Source organism: Acetobacter pasteurianus subsp. pasteurianus LMG 1262 = NBRC 106471 (genome assembly GCF_000285275.1).
Lineage (GTDB): Bacteria > Pseudomonadota > Alphaproteobacteria > Acetobacterales > Acetobacteraceae > Acetobacter > Acetobacter pasteurianus.
This window is the reverse complement of the sequence record NZ_CADO01000139.1, coordinates 169211-183001: the sequence shown is the minus strand read 5'-3', so window position 1 is coordinate 183001 and position 13791 is coordinate 169211. Positions and strand designations below refer to the sequence as shown.

Sequence of the window (13791 nt, the reverse complement as noted above, 5' to 3'; positions counted from 1 at the left end):
AGCCCCTTTAGAAGGCTGCGTTATTTATCATCAATAGCGGGGTCTTCTCCATCCGCATTGGGGGGAAGATCAGCTGCCCCTTCCATCAGGGATACGGCATCTGTTAGCGGGTTGTGCACTGTGGCGGTAATGCCCCCTGCCCGCACGATATCGCGAAAAGATGTGCCTTCATCATCAAACGCGGTGTCCAGACCATTGCCGCTGACTTCTCCCACAGCATGAAACACCACGCCAGACTGCGGCTGCACGGGGGAAACCAGCCAGTGCCGCGTGTGCGAGATAACGGAGGAAGCATCTGCATCCATACACGGTTGCATATGGGTGAGGGTTACGGTTTCGGTGGTAACCAGCGCCTCATTTTCTTCCCCGCCCTTGCGGCCACCGGCTTTAGTTTGTGCTGTAAACACAGTGCCAGATGCCACCACCTGCATGGCTTGAGCCGGTTGCGCAATATCTGTGCGCAAACATACGGAAACTGTGCCGGAACTTCCATCATCCGCCTGCGCAAATACAGGCAGGCTCACCCCAGCTAAAAACAGATAAAAAAGTGCAATGCTGGGGCGGATTTTCATGGCGACGTTCTCTTTTTCCGTTTTTTGCCGCCCGAAACATCAAACCTTATGGGTGCGCAGGGGCTTCCCGCTTCAGCCCGGACGGAATGGCAAACACGCTATCTGGCTGGGTGGCTCGGCTTACACTCAGCGCGCGCACCGTTACCTGCCCCTGCTGTGCAACCTGCAAAAGCAGGCCGTCTGGCGTATAGCATGCATCTGTTGGGTGCCCATCGGCATCCGTTGTGCGCCATAATGTGCACTGTTCACCCGCCACAACGGAATTCCCCAATCGTGCATAGGTGCCAGCCGCTGCGGGCTGCCCTGGGGGGGTAATCTGCTGTGGGCCGGGCACGGGCATTACACTGGCACGCTTGCGTGCGGTATCCACCACCGTAAGAGTGTGATCTGTCCATGATGTAATCATGAACACGTCAGAATTCTGCGGGTCCAGCCGTTGGCGTAGAGAACTGACCTGCCAGCGCATACGCTGCTGGGTATGCGCATCACCTTGGGCGGAATTCAACTCATACAACACATCTGCATCAACCGATGGCGTCACTACTGGTGCATCGGCTGGGCTTATCTGTGTTGGTTCTGGTGTTTGGGGCTGTATCTGGGCGTGGGCCACAGTGCCGGAAGCCGCCATCAGCACAAACCCCACACCTGCAAGCAAGCGTTTTGCAACCATCTTACGGGGTTCCTTCCGTACCATTAGTGGGGGTAGATATCATCGGCCCTACGCCAGCAGGGGCTGCAGGCTGCGCCGGTGCAGCACCTGCCGAACCTCCGCTATTCTTGTTCCCACTATGCGGGTTAACTTCCTGAAAACCTGCAGGTGGCTGAAACACGCTATCTGGCACAGGCTCGTAAGATACCTTCATGGCGCGGATACGGCCGTTCAGCCCATCTACATCAATACCGGTTTGAGACAGAATAAAGCCATCATCTGTTACGCAGGCCGTGGCCTGCCCTTGGGCAGATTGCGCAGCCCAAACGGTGCATGGCTGCCCGGCCACAACATCGCTGCCTTTGCGCGTAAACTGCATGGACAGATCAAGCAGAAACGGGTTGCGAATACCTTCCTGCTGCACAAGGCGGGTGTATATGTGCCGATCATTCAAAAGCACCAGCACTTCCTGTGAAGCACGATTGATAATCACGGCCCCGCGGCTTTCATCACCTTCCATGCTAGTCATGTAGTTGATGCGCATAAGCCCGCCATCGCCAGAGAACATCACCTGCACATGGCGCGTTGGCACGGGGGTGTCCGGCTTGGCGCCGTTTTGCAAATCCTGCGCTGTGGGCTGGGGCTGAAAGCTGTAATCAATAATGGCATCACGCGCTGGCGTTAAACGCGGATGGTCCAGCGCAACCTGTGCCTGTGCCTGCTCGGAACATACCGTGCCCACAACAGGCACAGCCGCCCCCAGAACACCCATCAGGCAAAAAAAACGCATACGACCATACAGGCGTGTGCTCATGATATCATCCATTCCAGTCATTCAAATTACAGGCCCACGCTTGGCTATTTACCTTGGGCGCAACCAACATGCTGCAACCCTAGGGCATGCCACGGGCCGGAATATGGCAGTTACTTACATGTTTCGGATTTCTGCTTCCAGCACATCAGCCGGAATATTCTGCTGCCAGCGCGGCTGCATGCTTACGGCCTTTTCCAGCATAGCTTTATATTCGGCTGCCGGTATTTCCTCTCCCCCAAAGCGGGCAAGGTGTTCGGTGCCAAATTGTGTGTCCAGCACAACAAACCCGCACAAGCGCAAGCGTGCCACCAAATGCACCAAAGCCACTTTGGAAGCATCTGTTGTGCGGCTGAACATGCTTTCTCCAAAAAACGCGCCGCCAAGGGCTACGCCGTACAGGCCCCCCACAAGTTCACCGTTCTGCCAGCATTCCACACTGTGGCTAAAGCCCATGTCATGCAGGGCGCAGAACAGACGGTAGATCTCGCTATTTATCCAAGTGGTTTCTCGCCCTGGCGCGGGGGCTGCACAAGCGCGCATAACGGCGGGAAAATCCCGATCCACCCATACGTCAAACTGGTCAGACAACACAGTGCGGCGCAAGCGGCGCGGGAGATGAAAACCATCCAACGGCAGAATGCCGCGCGGGTCCGGGTCATACCACCGTAAGGTGGTATCCGTTGCATCAGACGCCATAGGGAACAGCCCCGCCGCGTATGCACCCAGCATGATCTGGGGGGTAAGTTCCTGTGTCATCTGCTGCGTGTTCCCTTCCTGCAACTCATCATTCTGCACGCCAAGGCAACCTCTGGCTTTGCATGCCGTTATGGAGTGTCATAGCCCATATGTTGTCTGCCCCCGCTTGATGCCACACCGCATTGGGCACAAACTTGCGCCAGACAACCACCGACTCACCAGCCTACGGAGTTGCCTGTGAGCACAGAAGCACCTCGCCTTATCCGCTCCATCCGCCTGTTAGATGCTGCGGAAGATCGTATTAAAGCAGAATTTACAGCCCCGCCCCCGCCAGAAAGAAGCCTGAAAACACCGGCACTTCTGGAACTCGCCAAGGAATTTCAGCCTTTTGCTGTTGTGCTTACCAACAACGCCCCCCTTAAAGGCAAGGATGTGGAGACGCTGCCAGACTGCGTAAAACTGGTATCTACCGTAAGCGTTGGGCTGGACCATCTGGATCTTCCTGCCCTGCATGAACGCGGCATTGCGGTTTCCAACACCCCAAATGTGCTGACAGACTGTAATGCCGATTTAAGCATGATGCTGATTCTGGCCGCCTGCCGTAGGGCTGCCGAATATTATACGCTCATGAAAAACGGCTGGCATCATGGCCTTGGTATGGGCGGCATGTTGGGCCACCGTGTTACCGGCAAGCGTCTGGGCATTGTGGGCATGGGCCGCATTGGGCAGGCCGTGGCAAAGCGTGCGCGCGGCTTTGATATGACTATTCTCTACCACAACCGCAGCCGCCTTTCTGCAGCAGAAGAAGCTGGCGCCACCTATTTTGAAAAGCTGGAAGACATGCTGCCCCATTGCGATGTGCTCACCCTGCACATGCCGGGCTCACCTTCCGCGCCGCCTCTCATGAACAGCCAGACATTCTCCCTGCTGCCCAAGGGCAGTGTGTTTGTAAATGCGGCACGCGGCTCCTTGGTGGATGAAGATGCGCTGATAGAGGCCTTGGAATCTGGCCATCTGTTTGGGGCCGGGCTTGATGTTTACCGGCAGGAACCAAACCCCAACCCACGGCTGACAGCGCTGCCCAATATCTTCATGACACCGCACGCAGGCAGCGCCACCATAGAAACGCGCACCGCCATGTGCATGCTGGCGCTAGACAATGTAGAGGCTTTGGCAAAAGGCTTGCCCATGCCTTCTCCCGTTACGCCGTAAGGAGCCGCTTTTGCCATGAACATGCGCCTGTCTTGCCTGATTGGTATTGCGGTATGCTTTGCCGTAACCTTTTGGGCACCGCATTACCATCTGGCGGCCAAGGTTATTGGCATCACCCTGCTTGGGTTTGCCATTCTCACCACGTTTCTGGAGGGCGAACCGCCCCGCAAGGTGCAGAAAAAACCTGCCTGACCAGCAAAAAGGCCAGCCCGTAAAGGTGCTGGCCTTTTTTGCAATCTTTCTAGCCTGAGCTGAAAATGGCTTAGGCTTCTGCCCCACGTTCGGCCAGATCTTCACGCATGGACATGGCGGTATCACGCACAACCGGCCCATGTTCCCGCTCCAGCCGGCGAATGGTGAAATGCGCACGGGCAAGTGCGCGGTAATGGTTGAAGAACGCCGTGTTCAAAGAAGCCCCACACAGCGCACCTGCCACAGGCATCAGCTGGAGGGAAATTTTCTGCCCCAGCGCCAAACCGTAATGAGAGGCCACTTCAGCAATCAGCATCACAACCGGGCGGCCACGCAGCACAGCGCGGGCCGAGAAATAACCCAGTTCGCTTTCTTCCCCGCTTCTGCTGTTGGGGAAGGCTTTAAGCGCAAACACTTCCAGACAGGCGCGGCGGGCATCCGGGTCTGACAGATCTTCCCCTTCCTCCCGCGCAACGCGTGCTATTTCACGCATGATTGTCAGCGTTGTAAAACCAATATCCGGGGCTAAGCCGGCCAAACCACTAAAGCCACCCACTGCGCCAGAAACAGCCACCGCAGCCTGCAAGGCCGGGCCACGCCAACGGGCTTCTGCCATCTGGCTATCGGCAGGGCCTTTCATACCTACAATGGCCACATCAAACGCGCGCGCAATGGCGGTTTCTGCCAGCCCGCGCATTTTTTCTTCCATATTGGGGGCCATGCCCAAACCGCGCAGGCCCAAACGTGCGGCATGCCCAACAGCACCGCCCATAAGGTCTGCCAGACGCACCAGAACGCCCCGGCCAGATTCCACATCGGCCAGCGCCTGTTCCAGTTCTGCCAGTTCGTGCCCATCCAAAAGCATGGGGGCCAGGGCATTCCCTGCTGTTTTTTGTGTGCTCATCCGTGCCTCTCCTGCCTGCTGCATGCCACGCCCGTTTGCGAACGAAGCAGCGACGCACTCTGGCGCCTTATTTTTCTCTATTCCGTTGTAATCATAACAGGCACAGGGCACGAAAAACAGCACCCAGCACCTTATCCGCCCTGCATACGCGGCCCGCGCCGTTGTAAGGCTTGCATAAAGCCCTTAGACACTCCAAAGCAGAAATACCGTTCTCCACCCAGGCGCACACCTTATTGCGGAGTATCCTGATATGACCGATCCTTCACCCATCCAGCGTTCTGTACGGCGCTTTCTGCGGCTGGCACCGCTGGCGGCTATTGTGGCAACTGCAGCCTGCGCCACCCCGCAGGAACAGACATATGAAACCCGGCTGGCTGAAGCACGCACTGCACCTGATCTGTGCCAGTCTGACCGTTTCCACGTTCTTGTGGCAAAAGCATGGGAAAAGGCACATGAAGCCGGTGGGGCAGATGTTGAAGATGCCTCTCCCAACCCTAACACGCCTGCGCCAGCCATACAGGTGCAAGCTTCTTCCGCCATGCCGGATGTAAGCTTTCCGCCATATTCACAACGCGCTTGCCGCATGACAGTTCAATCCGGCACGGCTGCGCCTGAAACAGGCTTTTTCACGGTGGCTTACTTCATGCACAACGGTAAGGTGGATACCTCCGTGCCGCTGTGGGATTCTGATAAAGAAGTTTCCGATTACTATAACGAGCTGAAAGAAAAGATCCGCTCTGGCGTGGATATGAACAACCCCACGCTTAAATCCTGCATGCAGCATTACCCAGCCCTGCACCCAGATAGCACAGACCCAGCCGTGCAGCAGGCCGCTATCAGCCTGCGCGCCGTGCTGGTGCGCCACTGCCTGGCAGACCATGCTGCGCTGAAAAACCTGTATTCCGATATGTACTTCATTCACCGCTAAAACAGATACCCCGGTGCCTATGCTTTTGGGTCTGGCTGCTTTGATCTTGCATTCAGGCCCAAAAGCCGCATTCTGCGGCAGTTCTTTTTAGCTTTCAGGATATATAGTCCCATGCAGTATCATTCTGTTTCTCCCGATTTTGCAGTTTCCCCCCAGATTACGTTGGAAGATATTCCGCTTATTCGGGATGCAGGGTTCAAAACCATTATCTGCAACCGCCCGGATGGCGAAGAAGCTGGTCAGCCTTCCGCTGAAACCATTGGTGAAGCCGCACGCAAGGCCGGCCTTTCCTTTATTGCCATTCCGGTTTCTGCACCGCTCACGCCTTCTTCCGATGCCGTGATTGAAACGCAGGAAGCCATTAACACCCTGCCGGGCCCGATTTTTGCTTATTGCCGTTCTGGCAACCGCTCTGCTCAGGCATGGACACTGGCAACGCAGAGCTAATTCCTGCGCTGCGCTGCTTGCAAAAAAGGCCGCCCTTTATGGAGCGGCCTTTTTTGTTGGTTTGTATTTACCCACAAACTACAAAATATCGTGAACACGGGCTGGGTTTCAGGCTGGTTCCTGCCACCCACCCATGTCACACAAAATCTGCCAGTGTTCTGCCGATACGGGGCAGACAGACAAGCGGGACTGCCGCACCAAAGCCAGATCTTCCAGCGTAGGTTCTGCCTTAATCTGCGCCAGTGTTACCGGTGTGGGCATAGGGGCTATGGCTTTTACATCCACACATACCCATTTATCGGTTTCTGCCGTTGGGTCCGGGTAACCTTCACGCACCACTTCCACCACGCCAACAATGGCGCGCTGCACGTTGGAATGGTAGAAAAAAGCGCGGTCTCCCGCCTTCATGGCCGCCAGGTTCTTTTTAGCCTGATGGTTGCGCACGCCTGTCCATGGCTCCACGCCATTGGCCACCTGCTCATCCCAGCTAAAGGCATCAGGCTCACTTTTCACCAGCCAGTAGGCCATGATTATTCAGCCATCTGGCCATCACGGAACACGGTCCGCAACGGGCGAATAATCACACTTTCAAACAGGTTTACCTTTGCATACGGGTCTGCCGCCGCAAAACCTTCTGCCGTAGCGCGGTCTGGTGCTTCTAGCAGAACAAGGCTGCCACAGGGGTTGCCGTTGGCATCCAACTGCGGACCTGCAAAAAGGATACCGTCTTTATGGGCTTCCAGAAATGCCAGATGCTGCGCACGTGTGGCCTTGCGCAGTTCCAGCGCGCCGGGGCGATCCGTACAGGTAATGGCAAACAGCATAATTTCCTCCGTTGTGTTGTGTGGGCAACACGCCCATGAACAACTGCATCGTGTCAAGAGGCACGGAATGTTGTAAAAGGGGACACAGGTAGTCCTTTTCCCACTTCCGCAATGGCAGTGAAAGAGGAAGACCACAGGATTGAACCAGATACAGATGGAACGGACTGACTTTTGAGCGCCTCTCCGACCTTTGTCGCGCGTACCGGCAATTTTTTCCATCGGTATGCCAATCCCGGCCAGTTTCTTAAGCTGGGGGCACGCCTTCAGCCGTGGCTTACATGGCCTGCCATACTCCTTACCCTTACAGGGCTGGGCTGGGGGCTGTTTTTCTCCCCCGCAGACTGGCAGCAGGGCGATTCCGTGCGCATTATGTATGTGCATGTGCCTGCGGCCATGCTGGCTTCTGCCGGATATGCCGGTTTGGCCATATGTGGCCTGCTCTCACTTGTATGGCGGCACCCCTTGGCTGACTTGGCAGCGGTGGAAATTGGCCCTGTGGGCGCTTCCATCACCGCACTTTGCCTTGCTACGGGGTCTCTTTGGGGCAAGCCCATGTGGGGCACATGGTGGGTGTGGGATGCACGGCTGACCTCCGTTCTGGTGCTGTTTTTCCTGTATCTGGGGCATATTGCGCTTATTCGCGCGTTTGATGATCCGCAGCGTGGCTACAAGGCCGCCGCCATTCTGGCCCTTGCAGGTGCGGTAGATCTGCCCATTATCAAGTTTAGCGTGCAATGGTGGAACACCCTGCACCAGCCAGACAGCATTACCCTTACGGGTGCGCCCACCATGTCTTCTTCCATGCTGTGGCCTTTGGCCTTGTCTGCCTTGGGCATGGGGCTTGGCTTTGCTGCTATTGTTGTGGCCCGCACCCGCGCCGCCGTAATGGAAAGCCGTATTCGCGCCCTGCTGTCCTCCCCCCGCCGCAGAGGCAACGCTGCATGACCCATCTGCCTTATATTGCCGCCAGCTACGGCCTGTTTGCCATTATGGCGCTTGTGTTTTCCGTTGGCGCTGCCCTGCGCCTGAAGCGCGACCGCATCCGGCTGGCCACCCTTGAACAAAAAGCCCCCCGCAAGGCAGGAGCCGCTCCACAATCATGACCCGCAAAACCCGTCGCCTCTGGCTTGTCATTGCCTGCGTGGCGTGCCTTGGCACCGCCGCAGCTTTGATCCTGCGGGCTTTTTCTTCCGATATCGTGTTTTTTGTAACGCCTTCGCAGGTTATGGCCTCCCCTCCGCCCAAGGATAGAACCGTCAAGCTGGGCGGCATGGTGGTGGCCGGTTCTGTCCACCGTGAACGCAGGGGTGAAACACCTGTTGCCACGTTTAACGTCACCGATGGCCAAGCCGCAGTAACCGTGCATTACGAAGGCATTTTGCCAGACCTGTTCCGTGAAGGCCAAAGCGTTGTGGCCATTGGCACGGTTCAGCCCTCGCATGATTTTACCGCCACCGAAGTGCTGGCCAAGCATGATGAAACCTACATGCCCAAGGAAGTGGCCGAGGCCCTGAAAAAGGCCGGGAAGTGGGACCCTCGATTTGGCCCGCCCCCCAGTGCGGATAGCTGGAATAAAATGACGGTGCAGGATGCCCGCAAAAACACCGCCACCCAGCCTGCCTCCAACTAATATACAGACCTGAAAAAGCGGGAGCCTACCCCCTGACATGCTGAGCCCCGAACTCGGACACTACGCCCTTGCGCTGGCCTGCGTGCTTGCTGCCATACAAGGTATTCTCCCCCTTATGGGTGCACGCCGCCGCGATGTGCGGCTGATGGCACTGGCCCCCGGCCTTGCCATTGGTCAGCTTATTGCGCTGCTAACCTCTTTCCTCTGTCTGGTTTACGCTGCCGTTACGGATGATTTTTCTGTCCAGAACATTGCGGCCAACAGCGCGGTTTCCAAACCGCTGCTGTATAAGATTACCGGCGTATGGGGGAACCACGAAGGCTCCATTCTTTTATGGGCGCTTATTCTGGGCCTGTGCGGCGCGGCTGTTGCGGCTTTTGGGCGTAACCTGCCTTCCGCTTTGCGCGCCCGCGTTATTGGCGTGCTGGGGCTGGTGGCTACCGGGTTTGAGCTGTTCTGCCTGACCACGTCTGATCCGTTTGCCCGCATCTGGCCTGCCCCCATGGATGGGCAGGGCATGAACCCCCTGCTGCAAGACCCCGGCTTGGCTTTTCATCCGCCTATTCTGTACACGGGTTATGTGGGCTTTGCCGTGCCGTTTGCCTTTGCCATTGCCGCCCTGCTGGAAGGCCGGGTGGATGCCGCATGGGGCCGCTGGGTACGCCCTTGGGCCGTGGCCGCTTGGTGCTTCCTCACCTGCGGGATCGCCATGGGGTCCTGGTGGTCTTATTACGTGCTGGGCTGGGGCGGTTACTGGTTTTGGGACCCGGTGGAAAATGCCTCGCTCATTCCGTGGCTGACAGGCACCGCCCTTATTCACTCCGCCATTGTGGTGGAAAAGCGCGAAGCCCTTAAAATCTGGACCGTGCTGCTGGCTATTGGCACGTTCTCGTTCTCGCTTTCCGGCACCTTCCTTGTGCGTTCAGGCATTCTGAATTCCGTGCATGCCTTTGCGAATGACCCCGCACGTGGCGTGTTTATTCTGGGCCTGCTGGCGGTAGTGATTGGCGGTTCTTTGGCGCTGTTTGCCTATCGTGCCCCATCCCTCACTTCCGGCGGGCTGTTTGCCCCGGTCTCGCGCGAGGGGGCATTGGTGCTGAACAATATTCTGCTGTGTTCGCTCTGTGCCGTGGTGCTCACGGGCACAATGTATCCGCCGTTTATGTCCCTGCTGTTTGACCGCACCATTTCTGTGGGCAAACCGTTTTTTGATGCCACCACCATTCCGCTGGCGTTGCCGCTGTTCATCTTCATGGGCTTTGGCCCCATGCTGCCGTGGAAGCGCGCGCAGCTTTGGCCCATTTTGCAAAAGCTGTGGGTAGCGGCTGTTATCACCGCCATTGCCTGCGCCATTGCGGCCTTCCGCCTTTCTGGCGTTCTGCCCATTCTGTGCGCAGCAGCGGCTATCTGGATTATTGCATCCACCATTACGGATGTTGTGGAACGTGTGCGCCTGTTCCGCGCACCATTTGCCACAAGTGTGCAGCGTGCGCGCATGTTGCCACGCGCCATTATTGGCACGGCCATTGCGCATATTGGCGTGGGCATTACGGTGCTTGGGCTTTCCGCTATGTCTCAGGCCCAGCATAAAATTGTGGAAGTGCCTATTGGCACCACAGAACATCTGGCTGGCTATGACTGGACGCTGACAAACGTAAAGCAGGAACCGGGGCCAAACTACATCGCTATGGTGGGCACGTTGGAAGTGCGGCGTAACGGGCACCTTATTACTGTCATGCACCCTTCCAAACGCAGCTTTAATACGCAAAACCAGACCACAACGGATGTTGCCATCCATACCAACCTGCTGGCAGATCTGTATGGTGTTCTGGGTGACAAACACGGGCCGGATAATAACCCCACCTACGTGCTGCGCCTGCATTACAACCCGCTGGCCCCGTGGATGTGGCTGGGGGCTCTGGTCATGGCGTTTGGTGGCGCGCTTTCGCTATCTGACCGTCGTGTGCGTGTGGGTGCGCCGCAGCGTGCCAAATCTTCTGCCGAAATGAGTGCAGCATCATGAGCAATTCAGAAACACCCCCCAATGCATCCCGCCGTCGCCTGCTTATGGCTTTGCCATTGGCGGGGGCTGGCGTTGTTGGCGTTGCGTTTTGGAAAATGCTTTCCGGCATGGAGCATGGCTCCTTCAACCCGCATGATATCAATGCGCCAGTGCTGAACCGACCTGTGCCGGATTTTACGCTGCCAGATCAGCCCCCCATGCAGGGTTTTAACACGCAGGACTTACGCAACCTGACACAGCCTGTGCTGGTGAACTTTTTTGCATCATGGTGCATTCCCTGCCTTGCGGAAATGCCTACCCTGATGACGCTGAAAGACAAGCTGACCATGTGGGGCATTGCCTACAAGGACAGGCCAGAAAACGCAGAAAACTTTCTCAAGCATTCCGGCAACCCGTTCTCCCGCCTTGGAAGTGACCATGAAGGCCGTGTGGGGATTGAATGGGGTATTTCTGGCGTGCCGGAAACCTTCCTGATCGGCCCCGGCGGCGTTATCCGCTGGCACACAGCAGCCCCTCTTACAGATGACATTCTGAACCAGACACTCCTGCCTTTGGTTGAAAAGTTGAAAACGCCATGAACATGCGCCGTTTTCTGGCAGCCTCCTGCGTTGGGTTCTCCCTCATTGCCGCACCTGCGCTGGTGCTGGCGGTAGATGACCCCATGGAAATGCTGCCTAACCCCAAGGATGAAGCACGGGCCGAGGCCATTGGCTCCCAACTGCGCTGCCTTGTCTGCCAAAATGAATCCATTGAGGACAGTAGTGCTGGCTTGGCGCGAGACCTGCGCCGCGTGGTGCGTGAACACGTTGCCAAGGGTGAAAACAACCAGCAGATCATGGACTGGATGGTAAACCGCTATGGCAACTTCATCCGGCTGAAACCAGCATTCTCATTCAGCACCTTGTTGTTGTGGTGCATGCCTGTTCTGACGCTGCTGCTGGGGCTTGCTTCGGCCTTTATCTTTTATCGCCGTCGCGCGGCTGCCCCGCCCTCTCCTCCTCCGCTGACAGAAGAAGAAAAAAACCGGCTGGCCCAGCTGACAAAGGATAAGGATAACGCCCCATGATCTGGCTTTCCATTGCCCTGCTCAGCCTGCTGGCTCTGGCCCCTGCCTGCGCCACTTTATGGAAACGCACCCGCACCGTGCGGGATGAACGCAGCGCCGCCCTTGCCTTGCACGAAGCTCAGTTGGCTGAGGTGGATCGTGACCTCACAATCGGGCTGATAGCCCCGGCGGAGCATGAAATTGCACGGCTGGAAATTCAGCGCCGTATTCTGGCGGCTGATAAGGCACCATCCTCCGCCGATACTTCCCGCGCGGCCACAGTGGGCTGGATTGGCCTTGGGCTTGCCCCTGTGCTGGCAGTGGGGCTGTATCTGACAAACGGCGTGCCTTCTCTGCCTGCGCAGCCACTTGGCCCACGCCTTGCTGCTGAGCATATGCAGGACACAAAAAATGATATGCTGGTGGCACGCCTAAAGCAGACATTGGCCACACTGCCGCCGGGTGATCCTGCTTTGCGCCAAGGGTATCTGCTACTTGGGCAGGTTGAGGCCTCCCGCGAGCATTACGCTGAAGCCGCAGATGCGTGGAACCACGCTTTAGATATGGGTTTTGATGCCGAACTGGCTGCCCGCACAGCAGAAGCCATTACGCGCACCAATCATCAGGTTACGCCGCAAGCGCTAGCACTTTTCCGCAAGGCGCTAGATGCCGCCCCGCAGGATGCAACATGGCGCAGTGCCGTGCAGGCACGCATTGCACAGGGAGAGCACGATCAGGATAACCCCTGATCGCTGTTCCCCATTACATTTTAATCGTTAAAGACCGCTGCCTTCTGGGGCCATAACACGGCCCCAGATTTCTTCCTTCGCCCGGCGCTGGGGCGGACGGGGCTGACAGGAAATAAAATACAGCCCCACTACAAAAACAATATTGGAAAACGCGTTAAACCACATTGCCGAACTAAACGTGACCGGCGATGTAATGGCTTGATAAATCACGTAAAATGTAAACGGAATAGAAATAATGCGCACACTAATCAGCATGTAGCGCAAGGGGTTGGCTTTGCCCGGCTGCACCAGCACGCGCAGGCGGCCCAACCCAATAAAAAACGTCACGCACAATGCCCAGACCAGCACATTGAAGATCATGTTTCCAAAATCGTTCATGCCCGTCACAACAAACACGGCAATGATGGAAACGGCAGATAACAGCAAAGAGCCGAGCTGGCAGCTCATGCCCACTTCAAAAGCGGTCAGACGTTCTGGCAGCTTATCTGCCAAAGGCTGGCAGACTTCATCCAGCAGCCAGCTATCCATGCGTTTAATGCGTTCGCCCAAATCCATGGCGTAATTCTACCGGATTCATACGCAGGATGCACGCCTTCAACACATGCGCATTGCAGGCGTGCAGGAAATGTTACGCCTGTTTGGTTTCTGCGCCTGTTTCTGGAAGCACGCCCTGTGGGGTCTGCTTATCTACGGCGGCTGGCAGAAAATGTGCCAGAGCTGTCAGCACGGTATCTGCTGGCAGGCCGGTTTTTTCAATCAGATTATGCACCATATCGCTGCCCAGAATGGTGCGAATTTCATCTGGAGTGGCGGGCACGTTGCCGCCCTGGCTTACCCATGAACGCACTTTATCACCCAGCCCGGCCTGATCTGCCCGCGTAAGCAGTGCTTCCAGATTCTGCGGCTGCAACAAAGACTGCAACTGCTGCTGCAATGCCCCCTGCACATCCACGCCCAGAGCGCTTTCTACTTTACCAAGAATGTTTTGAAGGAAATCAGACATCGCGCCTACTTTCGTTTATCTTACCTCAACTGTGAGCATAGTATATTCACAGTATTTTTCTATCTGGGAACATGATAGCTTATATGCGCAAGATTTATAAATA

General features: G+C 56.6%; 20 protein-coding genes. 11 read left to right on the top strand and 9 right to left on the bottom strand.

The features are described from left to right. Positions 1-20 precede the first annotated feature (20 nt). The 4 genes from APA10_RS12790 to aat form a co-directional block, all read right to left on the bottom strand. Positions 21-572 carry a hypothetical protein gene (locus tag APA10_RS12790; RefSeq protein WP_003628236.1) on the bottom strand — a complete coding sequence of 184 codons (552 nt, stop codon included), beginning with the start codon at positions 570-572 and terminating at the stop codon, positions 21-23. Positions 573-618: 46 nt separating this feature from the next. Then, positions 619-1242, bottom strand: a complete 624-nt coding sequence (locus APA10_RS12785; protein ID WP_003622649.1) for a hypothetical protein — start codon at positions 1240-1242, stop codon at positions 619-621. 1 nt (position 1243) lies between these two features. Continuing rightward, positions 1244-2056: a DUF4412 domain-containing protein gene (locus APA10_RS12780; RefSeq protein ID WP_174714306.1), complete on the bottom strand. Its 813-nt coding sequence runs from the start codon at positions 2054-2056 to the stop codon at positions 1244-1246. Between the two features lie 93 nt (positions 2057-2149). Continuing rightward, positions 2150-2791 (bottom strand): leucyl/phenylalanyl-tRNA--protein transferase, encoded by a 642-nt coding sequence (gene aat, locus APA10_RS12775; RefSeq protein WP_035365472.1) that lies wholly within the window; start codon positions 2789-2791, stop codon positions 2150-2152. Positions 2792-2968: 177 nt separating this feature from the next. Here aat and APA10_RS12770 point away from each other — a divergent pair, with 177 nt between their 5' ends. Continuing rightward, the gene (locus tag APA10_RS12770) at positions 2969-3943 is read left to right on the top strand and encodes a 2-hydroxyacid dehydrogenase (protein WP_003628242.1); all 975 of its coding nucleotides are present in this window, start codon (positions 2969-2971) and stop codon (positions 3941-3943) included. A 15-nt stretch (positions 3944-3958) separates the two neighbouring features. After that, a complete protein-coding gene (locus tag APA10_RS15225) occupies positions 3959-4135 on the top strand; it encodes a hypothetical protein (RefSeq protein WP_003622641.1) in 177 nt (58 codons plus the stop codon). Between the two features lie 70 nt (positions 4136-4205). On the opposite strand, the gene APA10_RS12765 is transcribed toward APA10_RS15225, so the two are convergent. Next, positions 4206-5063, bottom strand: coding sequence for an EcsC family protein (locus tag APA10_RS12765; RefSeq protein ID WP_003628243.1), 858 nt, complete (start codon positions 5061-5063; stop codon positions 4206-4208). A gap of 226 nt (positions 5064-5289) precedes the next feature. Between APA10_RS12765 and APA10_RS12760 the strand changes: the two genes are divergently transcribed. Together APA10_RS12760 and APA10_RS12755 are read left to right on the top strand one after the other, a co-directional pair. Continuing rightward, a complete protein-coding gene (locus APA10_RS12760; protein WP_003628244.1) occupies positions 5290-5967 on the top strand; it encodes a hypothetical protein in 678 nt (225 codons plus the stop codon). A 111-nt stretch (positions 5968-6078) separates the two neighbouring features. Next, positions 6079-6414: a TIGR01244 family sulfur transferase gene (locus tag APA10_RS12755; RefSeq protein WP_003628245.1), complete on the top strand. Its 336-nt coding sequence runs from the start codon at positions 6079-6081 to the stop codon at positions 6412-6414. Positions 6415-6522: 108 nt separating this feature from the next. On the opposite strand, the gene APA10_RS12750 is transcribed toward APA10_RS12755, so the two are convergent. Together APA10_RS12750 and APA10_RS12745 are read right to left on the bottom strand one after the other, a co-directional pair. Continuing rightward, entirely contained in the window at positions 6523-6942 is a 420-nt protein-coding gene (locus APA10_RS12750; protein WP_003628246.1) for an EVE domain-containing protein, read from the bottom strand. Between the two features lie 2 nt (positions 6943-6944). Continuing rightward, positions 6945-7238 carry a YciI family protein gene (locus APA10_RS12745; protein ID WP_003622630.1) on the bottom strand — a complete coding sequence of 98 codons (294 nt, stop codon included), beginning with the start codon at positions 7236-7238 and terminating at the stop codon, positions 6945-6947. Positions 7239-7409: 171 nt separating this feature from the next. Here APA10_RS12745 and APA10_RS12740 point away from each other — a divergent pair, with 171 nt between their 5' ends. Genes APA10_RS12740 through ccmI form a run of 7 tightly spaced genes read left to right on the top strand, consistent with a single transcriptional unit; the run spans position 7410 to position 12685 of the window. Then, entirely contained in the window at positions 7410-8183 is a 774-nt protein-coding gene (locus tag APA10_RS12740; protein WP_003622628.1) for a heme ABC transporter permease, read from the top strand. Then, the gene (locus APA10_RS15220; protein WP_003622625.1) at positions 8180-8341 is read left to right on the top strand and encodes a hypothetical protein; all 162 of its coding nucleotides are present in this window, start codon (positions 8180-8182) and stop codon (positions 8339-8341) included. Before APA10_RS12740 ends, APA10_RS15220 begins: the two co-directional genes overlap by 4 nt. After that, entirely contained in the window at positions 8338-8868 is a 531-nt protein-coding gene (gene ccmE, locus APA10_RS12735) for a cytochrome c maturation protein CcmE (protein WP_003628248.1), read from the top strand. Before APA10_RS15220 ends, ccmE begins: the two co-directional genes overlap by 4 nt. A gap of 37 nt (positions 8869-8905) precedes the next feature. Then, positions 8906-10891, top strand: coding sequence for a heme lyase CcmF/NrfE family subunit (locus tag APA10_RS12730; protein WP_003628249.1), 1986 nt, complete (start codon positions 8906-8908; stop codon positions 10889-10891). Further along, a complete protein-coding gene (locus APA10_RS12725; RefSeq protein ID WP_003625198.1) occupies positions 10888-11469 on the top strand; it encodes a DsbE family thiol:disulfide interchange protein in 582 nt (193 codons plus the stop codon). The genes APA10_RS12730 and APA10_RS12725 overlap by 4 nt, the downstream gene beginning before the upstream one ends. Continuing rightward, the gene (locus APA10_RS12720) at positions 11466-11957 is read left to right on the top strand and encodes a cytochrome c-type biogenesis protein (protein ID WP_003628250.1); all 492 of its coding nucleotides are present in this window, start codon (positions 11466-11468) and stop codon (positions 11955-11957) included. The genes APA10_RS12725 and APA10_RS12720 overlap by 4 nt, the downstream gene beginning before the upstream one ends. After that, positions 11954-12685 (top strand): c-type cytochrome biogenesis protein CcmI, encoded by a 732-nt coding sequence (ccmI, locus tag APA10_RS12715; protein WP_003628251.1) that lies wholly within the window; start codon positions 11954-11956, stop codon positions 12683-12685. The genes APA10_RS12720 and ccmI overlap by 4 nt, the downstream gene beginning before the upstream one ends. 27 nt (positions 12686-12712) lie before the next feature. On the opposite strand, the gene APA10_RS12710 is transcribed toward ccmI, so the two are convergent. Both APA10_RS12710 and APA10_RS12705 read right to left on the bottom strand, forming a co-directional pair. Further along, entirely contained in the window at positions 12713-13240 is a 528-nt protein-coding gene (locus tag APA10_RS12710; RefSeq protein ID WP_003625191.1) for a hypothetical protein, read from the bottom strand. Between the two features lie 73 nt (positions 13241-13313). Then, positions 13314-13688 (bottom strand): YidB family protein, encoded by a 375-nt coding sequence (locus APA10_RS12705; RefSeq protein WP_003625190.1) that lies wholly within the window; start codon positions 13686-13688, stop codon positions 13314-13316. Positions 13689-13791 lie beyond the last annotated feature (103 nt).

What these genes read in the sequence shown, in the direction of transcription:
- APA10_RS12790 (WP_003628236.1), bottom strand. Translation starts at nt 572, where the DNA reads ATGAAAATCCGCCCCAGCATTGCACTTTTTTATCTGTTTTTAGCTGGG.
- APA10_RS12785 (WP_003622649.1), bottom strand. Translation starts at nt 1,242, where the DNA reads ATGGTTGCAAAACGCTTGCTTGCAGGTGTGGGGTTTGTGCTGATGGCG.
- APA10_RS12780 (WP_174714306.1), bottom strand. Translation starts at nt 2,056, where the DNA reads ATGACTGGAATGGATGATATCATGAGCACACGCCTGTATGGTCGTATG.
- aat (WP_035365472.1), bottom strand. Translation starts at nt 2,791, where the DNA reads ATGACACAGGAACTTACCCCCCAGATCATGCTGGGTGCATACGCGGCG.
- APA10_RS15225 (WP_003622641.1), top strand. Translation starts at nt 3,959, where the DNA reads ATGAACATGCGCCTGTCTTGCCTGATTGGTATTGCGGTATGCTTTGCC.
- APA10_RS12765 (WP_003628243.1), bottom strand. Translation starts at nt 5,063, where the DNA reads ATGCAGCAGGCAGGAGAGGCACGGATGAGCACACAAAAAACAGCAGGG.
- APA10_RS12760 (WP_003628244.1), top strand. Translation starts at nt 5,290, where the DNA reads ATGACCGATCCTTCACCCATCCAGCGTTCTGTACGGCGCTTTCTGCGG.
- APA10_RS12755 (WP_003628245.1), top strand. Translation starts at nt 6,079, where the DNA reads ATGCAGTATCATTCTGTTTCTCCCGATTTTGCAGTTTCCCCCCAGATT.
- APA10_RS12750 (WP_003628246.1), bottom strand. Translation starts at nt 6,942, where the DNA reads ATGGCCTACTGGCTGGTGAAAAGTGAGCCTGATGCCTTTAGCTGGGAT.
- APA10_RS12745 (WP_003622630.1), bottom strand. Translation starts at nt 7,238, where the DNA reads ATGCTGTTTGCCATTACCTGTACGGATCGCCCCGGCGCGCTGGAACTG.
- APA10_RS15220 (WP_003622625.1), top strand. Translation starts at nt 8,180, where the DNA reads ATGACCCATCTGCCTTATATTGCCGCCAGCTACGGCCTGTTTGCCATT.
- ccmE (WP_003628248.1), top strand. Translation starts at nt 8,338, where the DNA reads ATGACCCGCAAAACCCGTCGCCTCTGGCTTGTCATTGCCTGCGTGGCG.
- APA10_RS12730 (WP_003628249.1), top strand. Translation starts at nt 8,906, where the DNA reads ATGCTGAGCCCCGAACTCGGACACTACGCCCTTGCGCTGGCCTGCGTG.
- APA10_RS12725 (WP_003625198.1), top strand. Translation starts at nt 10,888, where the DNA reads ATGAGCAATTCAGAAACACCCCCCAATGCATCCCGCCGTCGCCTGCTT.
- APA10_RS12720 (WP_003628250.1), top strand. Translation starts at nt 11,466, where the DNA reads ATGAACATGCGCCGTTTTCTGGCAGCCTCCTGCGTTGGGTTCTCCCTC.
- ccmI (WP_003628251.1), top strand. Translation starts at nt 11,954, where the DNA reads ATGATCTGGCTTTCCATTGCCCTGCTCAGCCTGCTGGCTCTGGCCCCT.
- APA10_RS12710 (WP_003625191.1), bottom strand. Translation starts at nt 13,240, where the DNA reads ATGGATTTGGGCGAACGCATTAAACGCATGGATAGCTGGCTGCTGGAT.
- APA10_RS12705 (WP_003625190.1), bottom strand. Translation starts at nt 13,688, where the DNA reads ATGTCTGATTTCCTTCAAAACATTCTTGGTAAAGTAGAAAGCGCTCTG.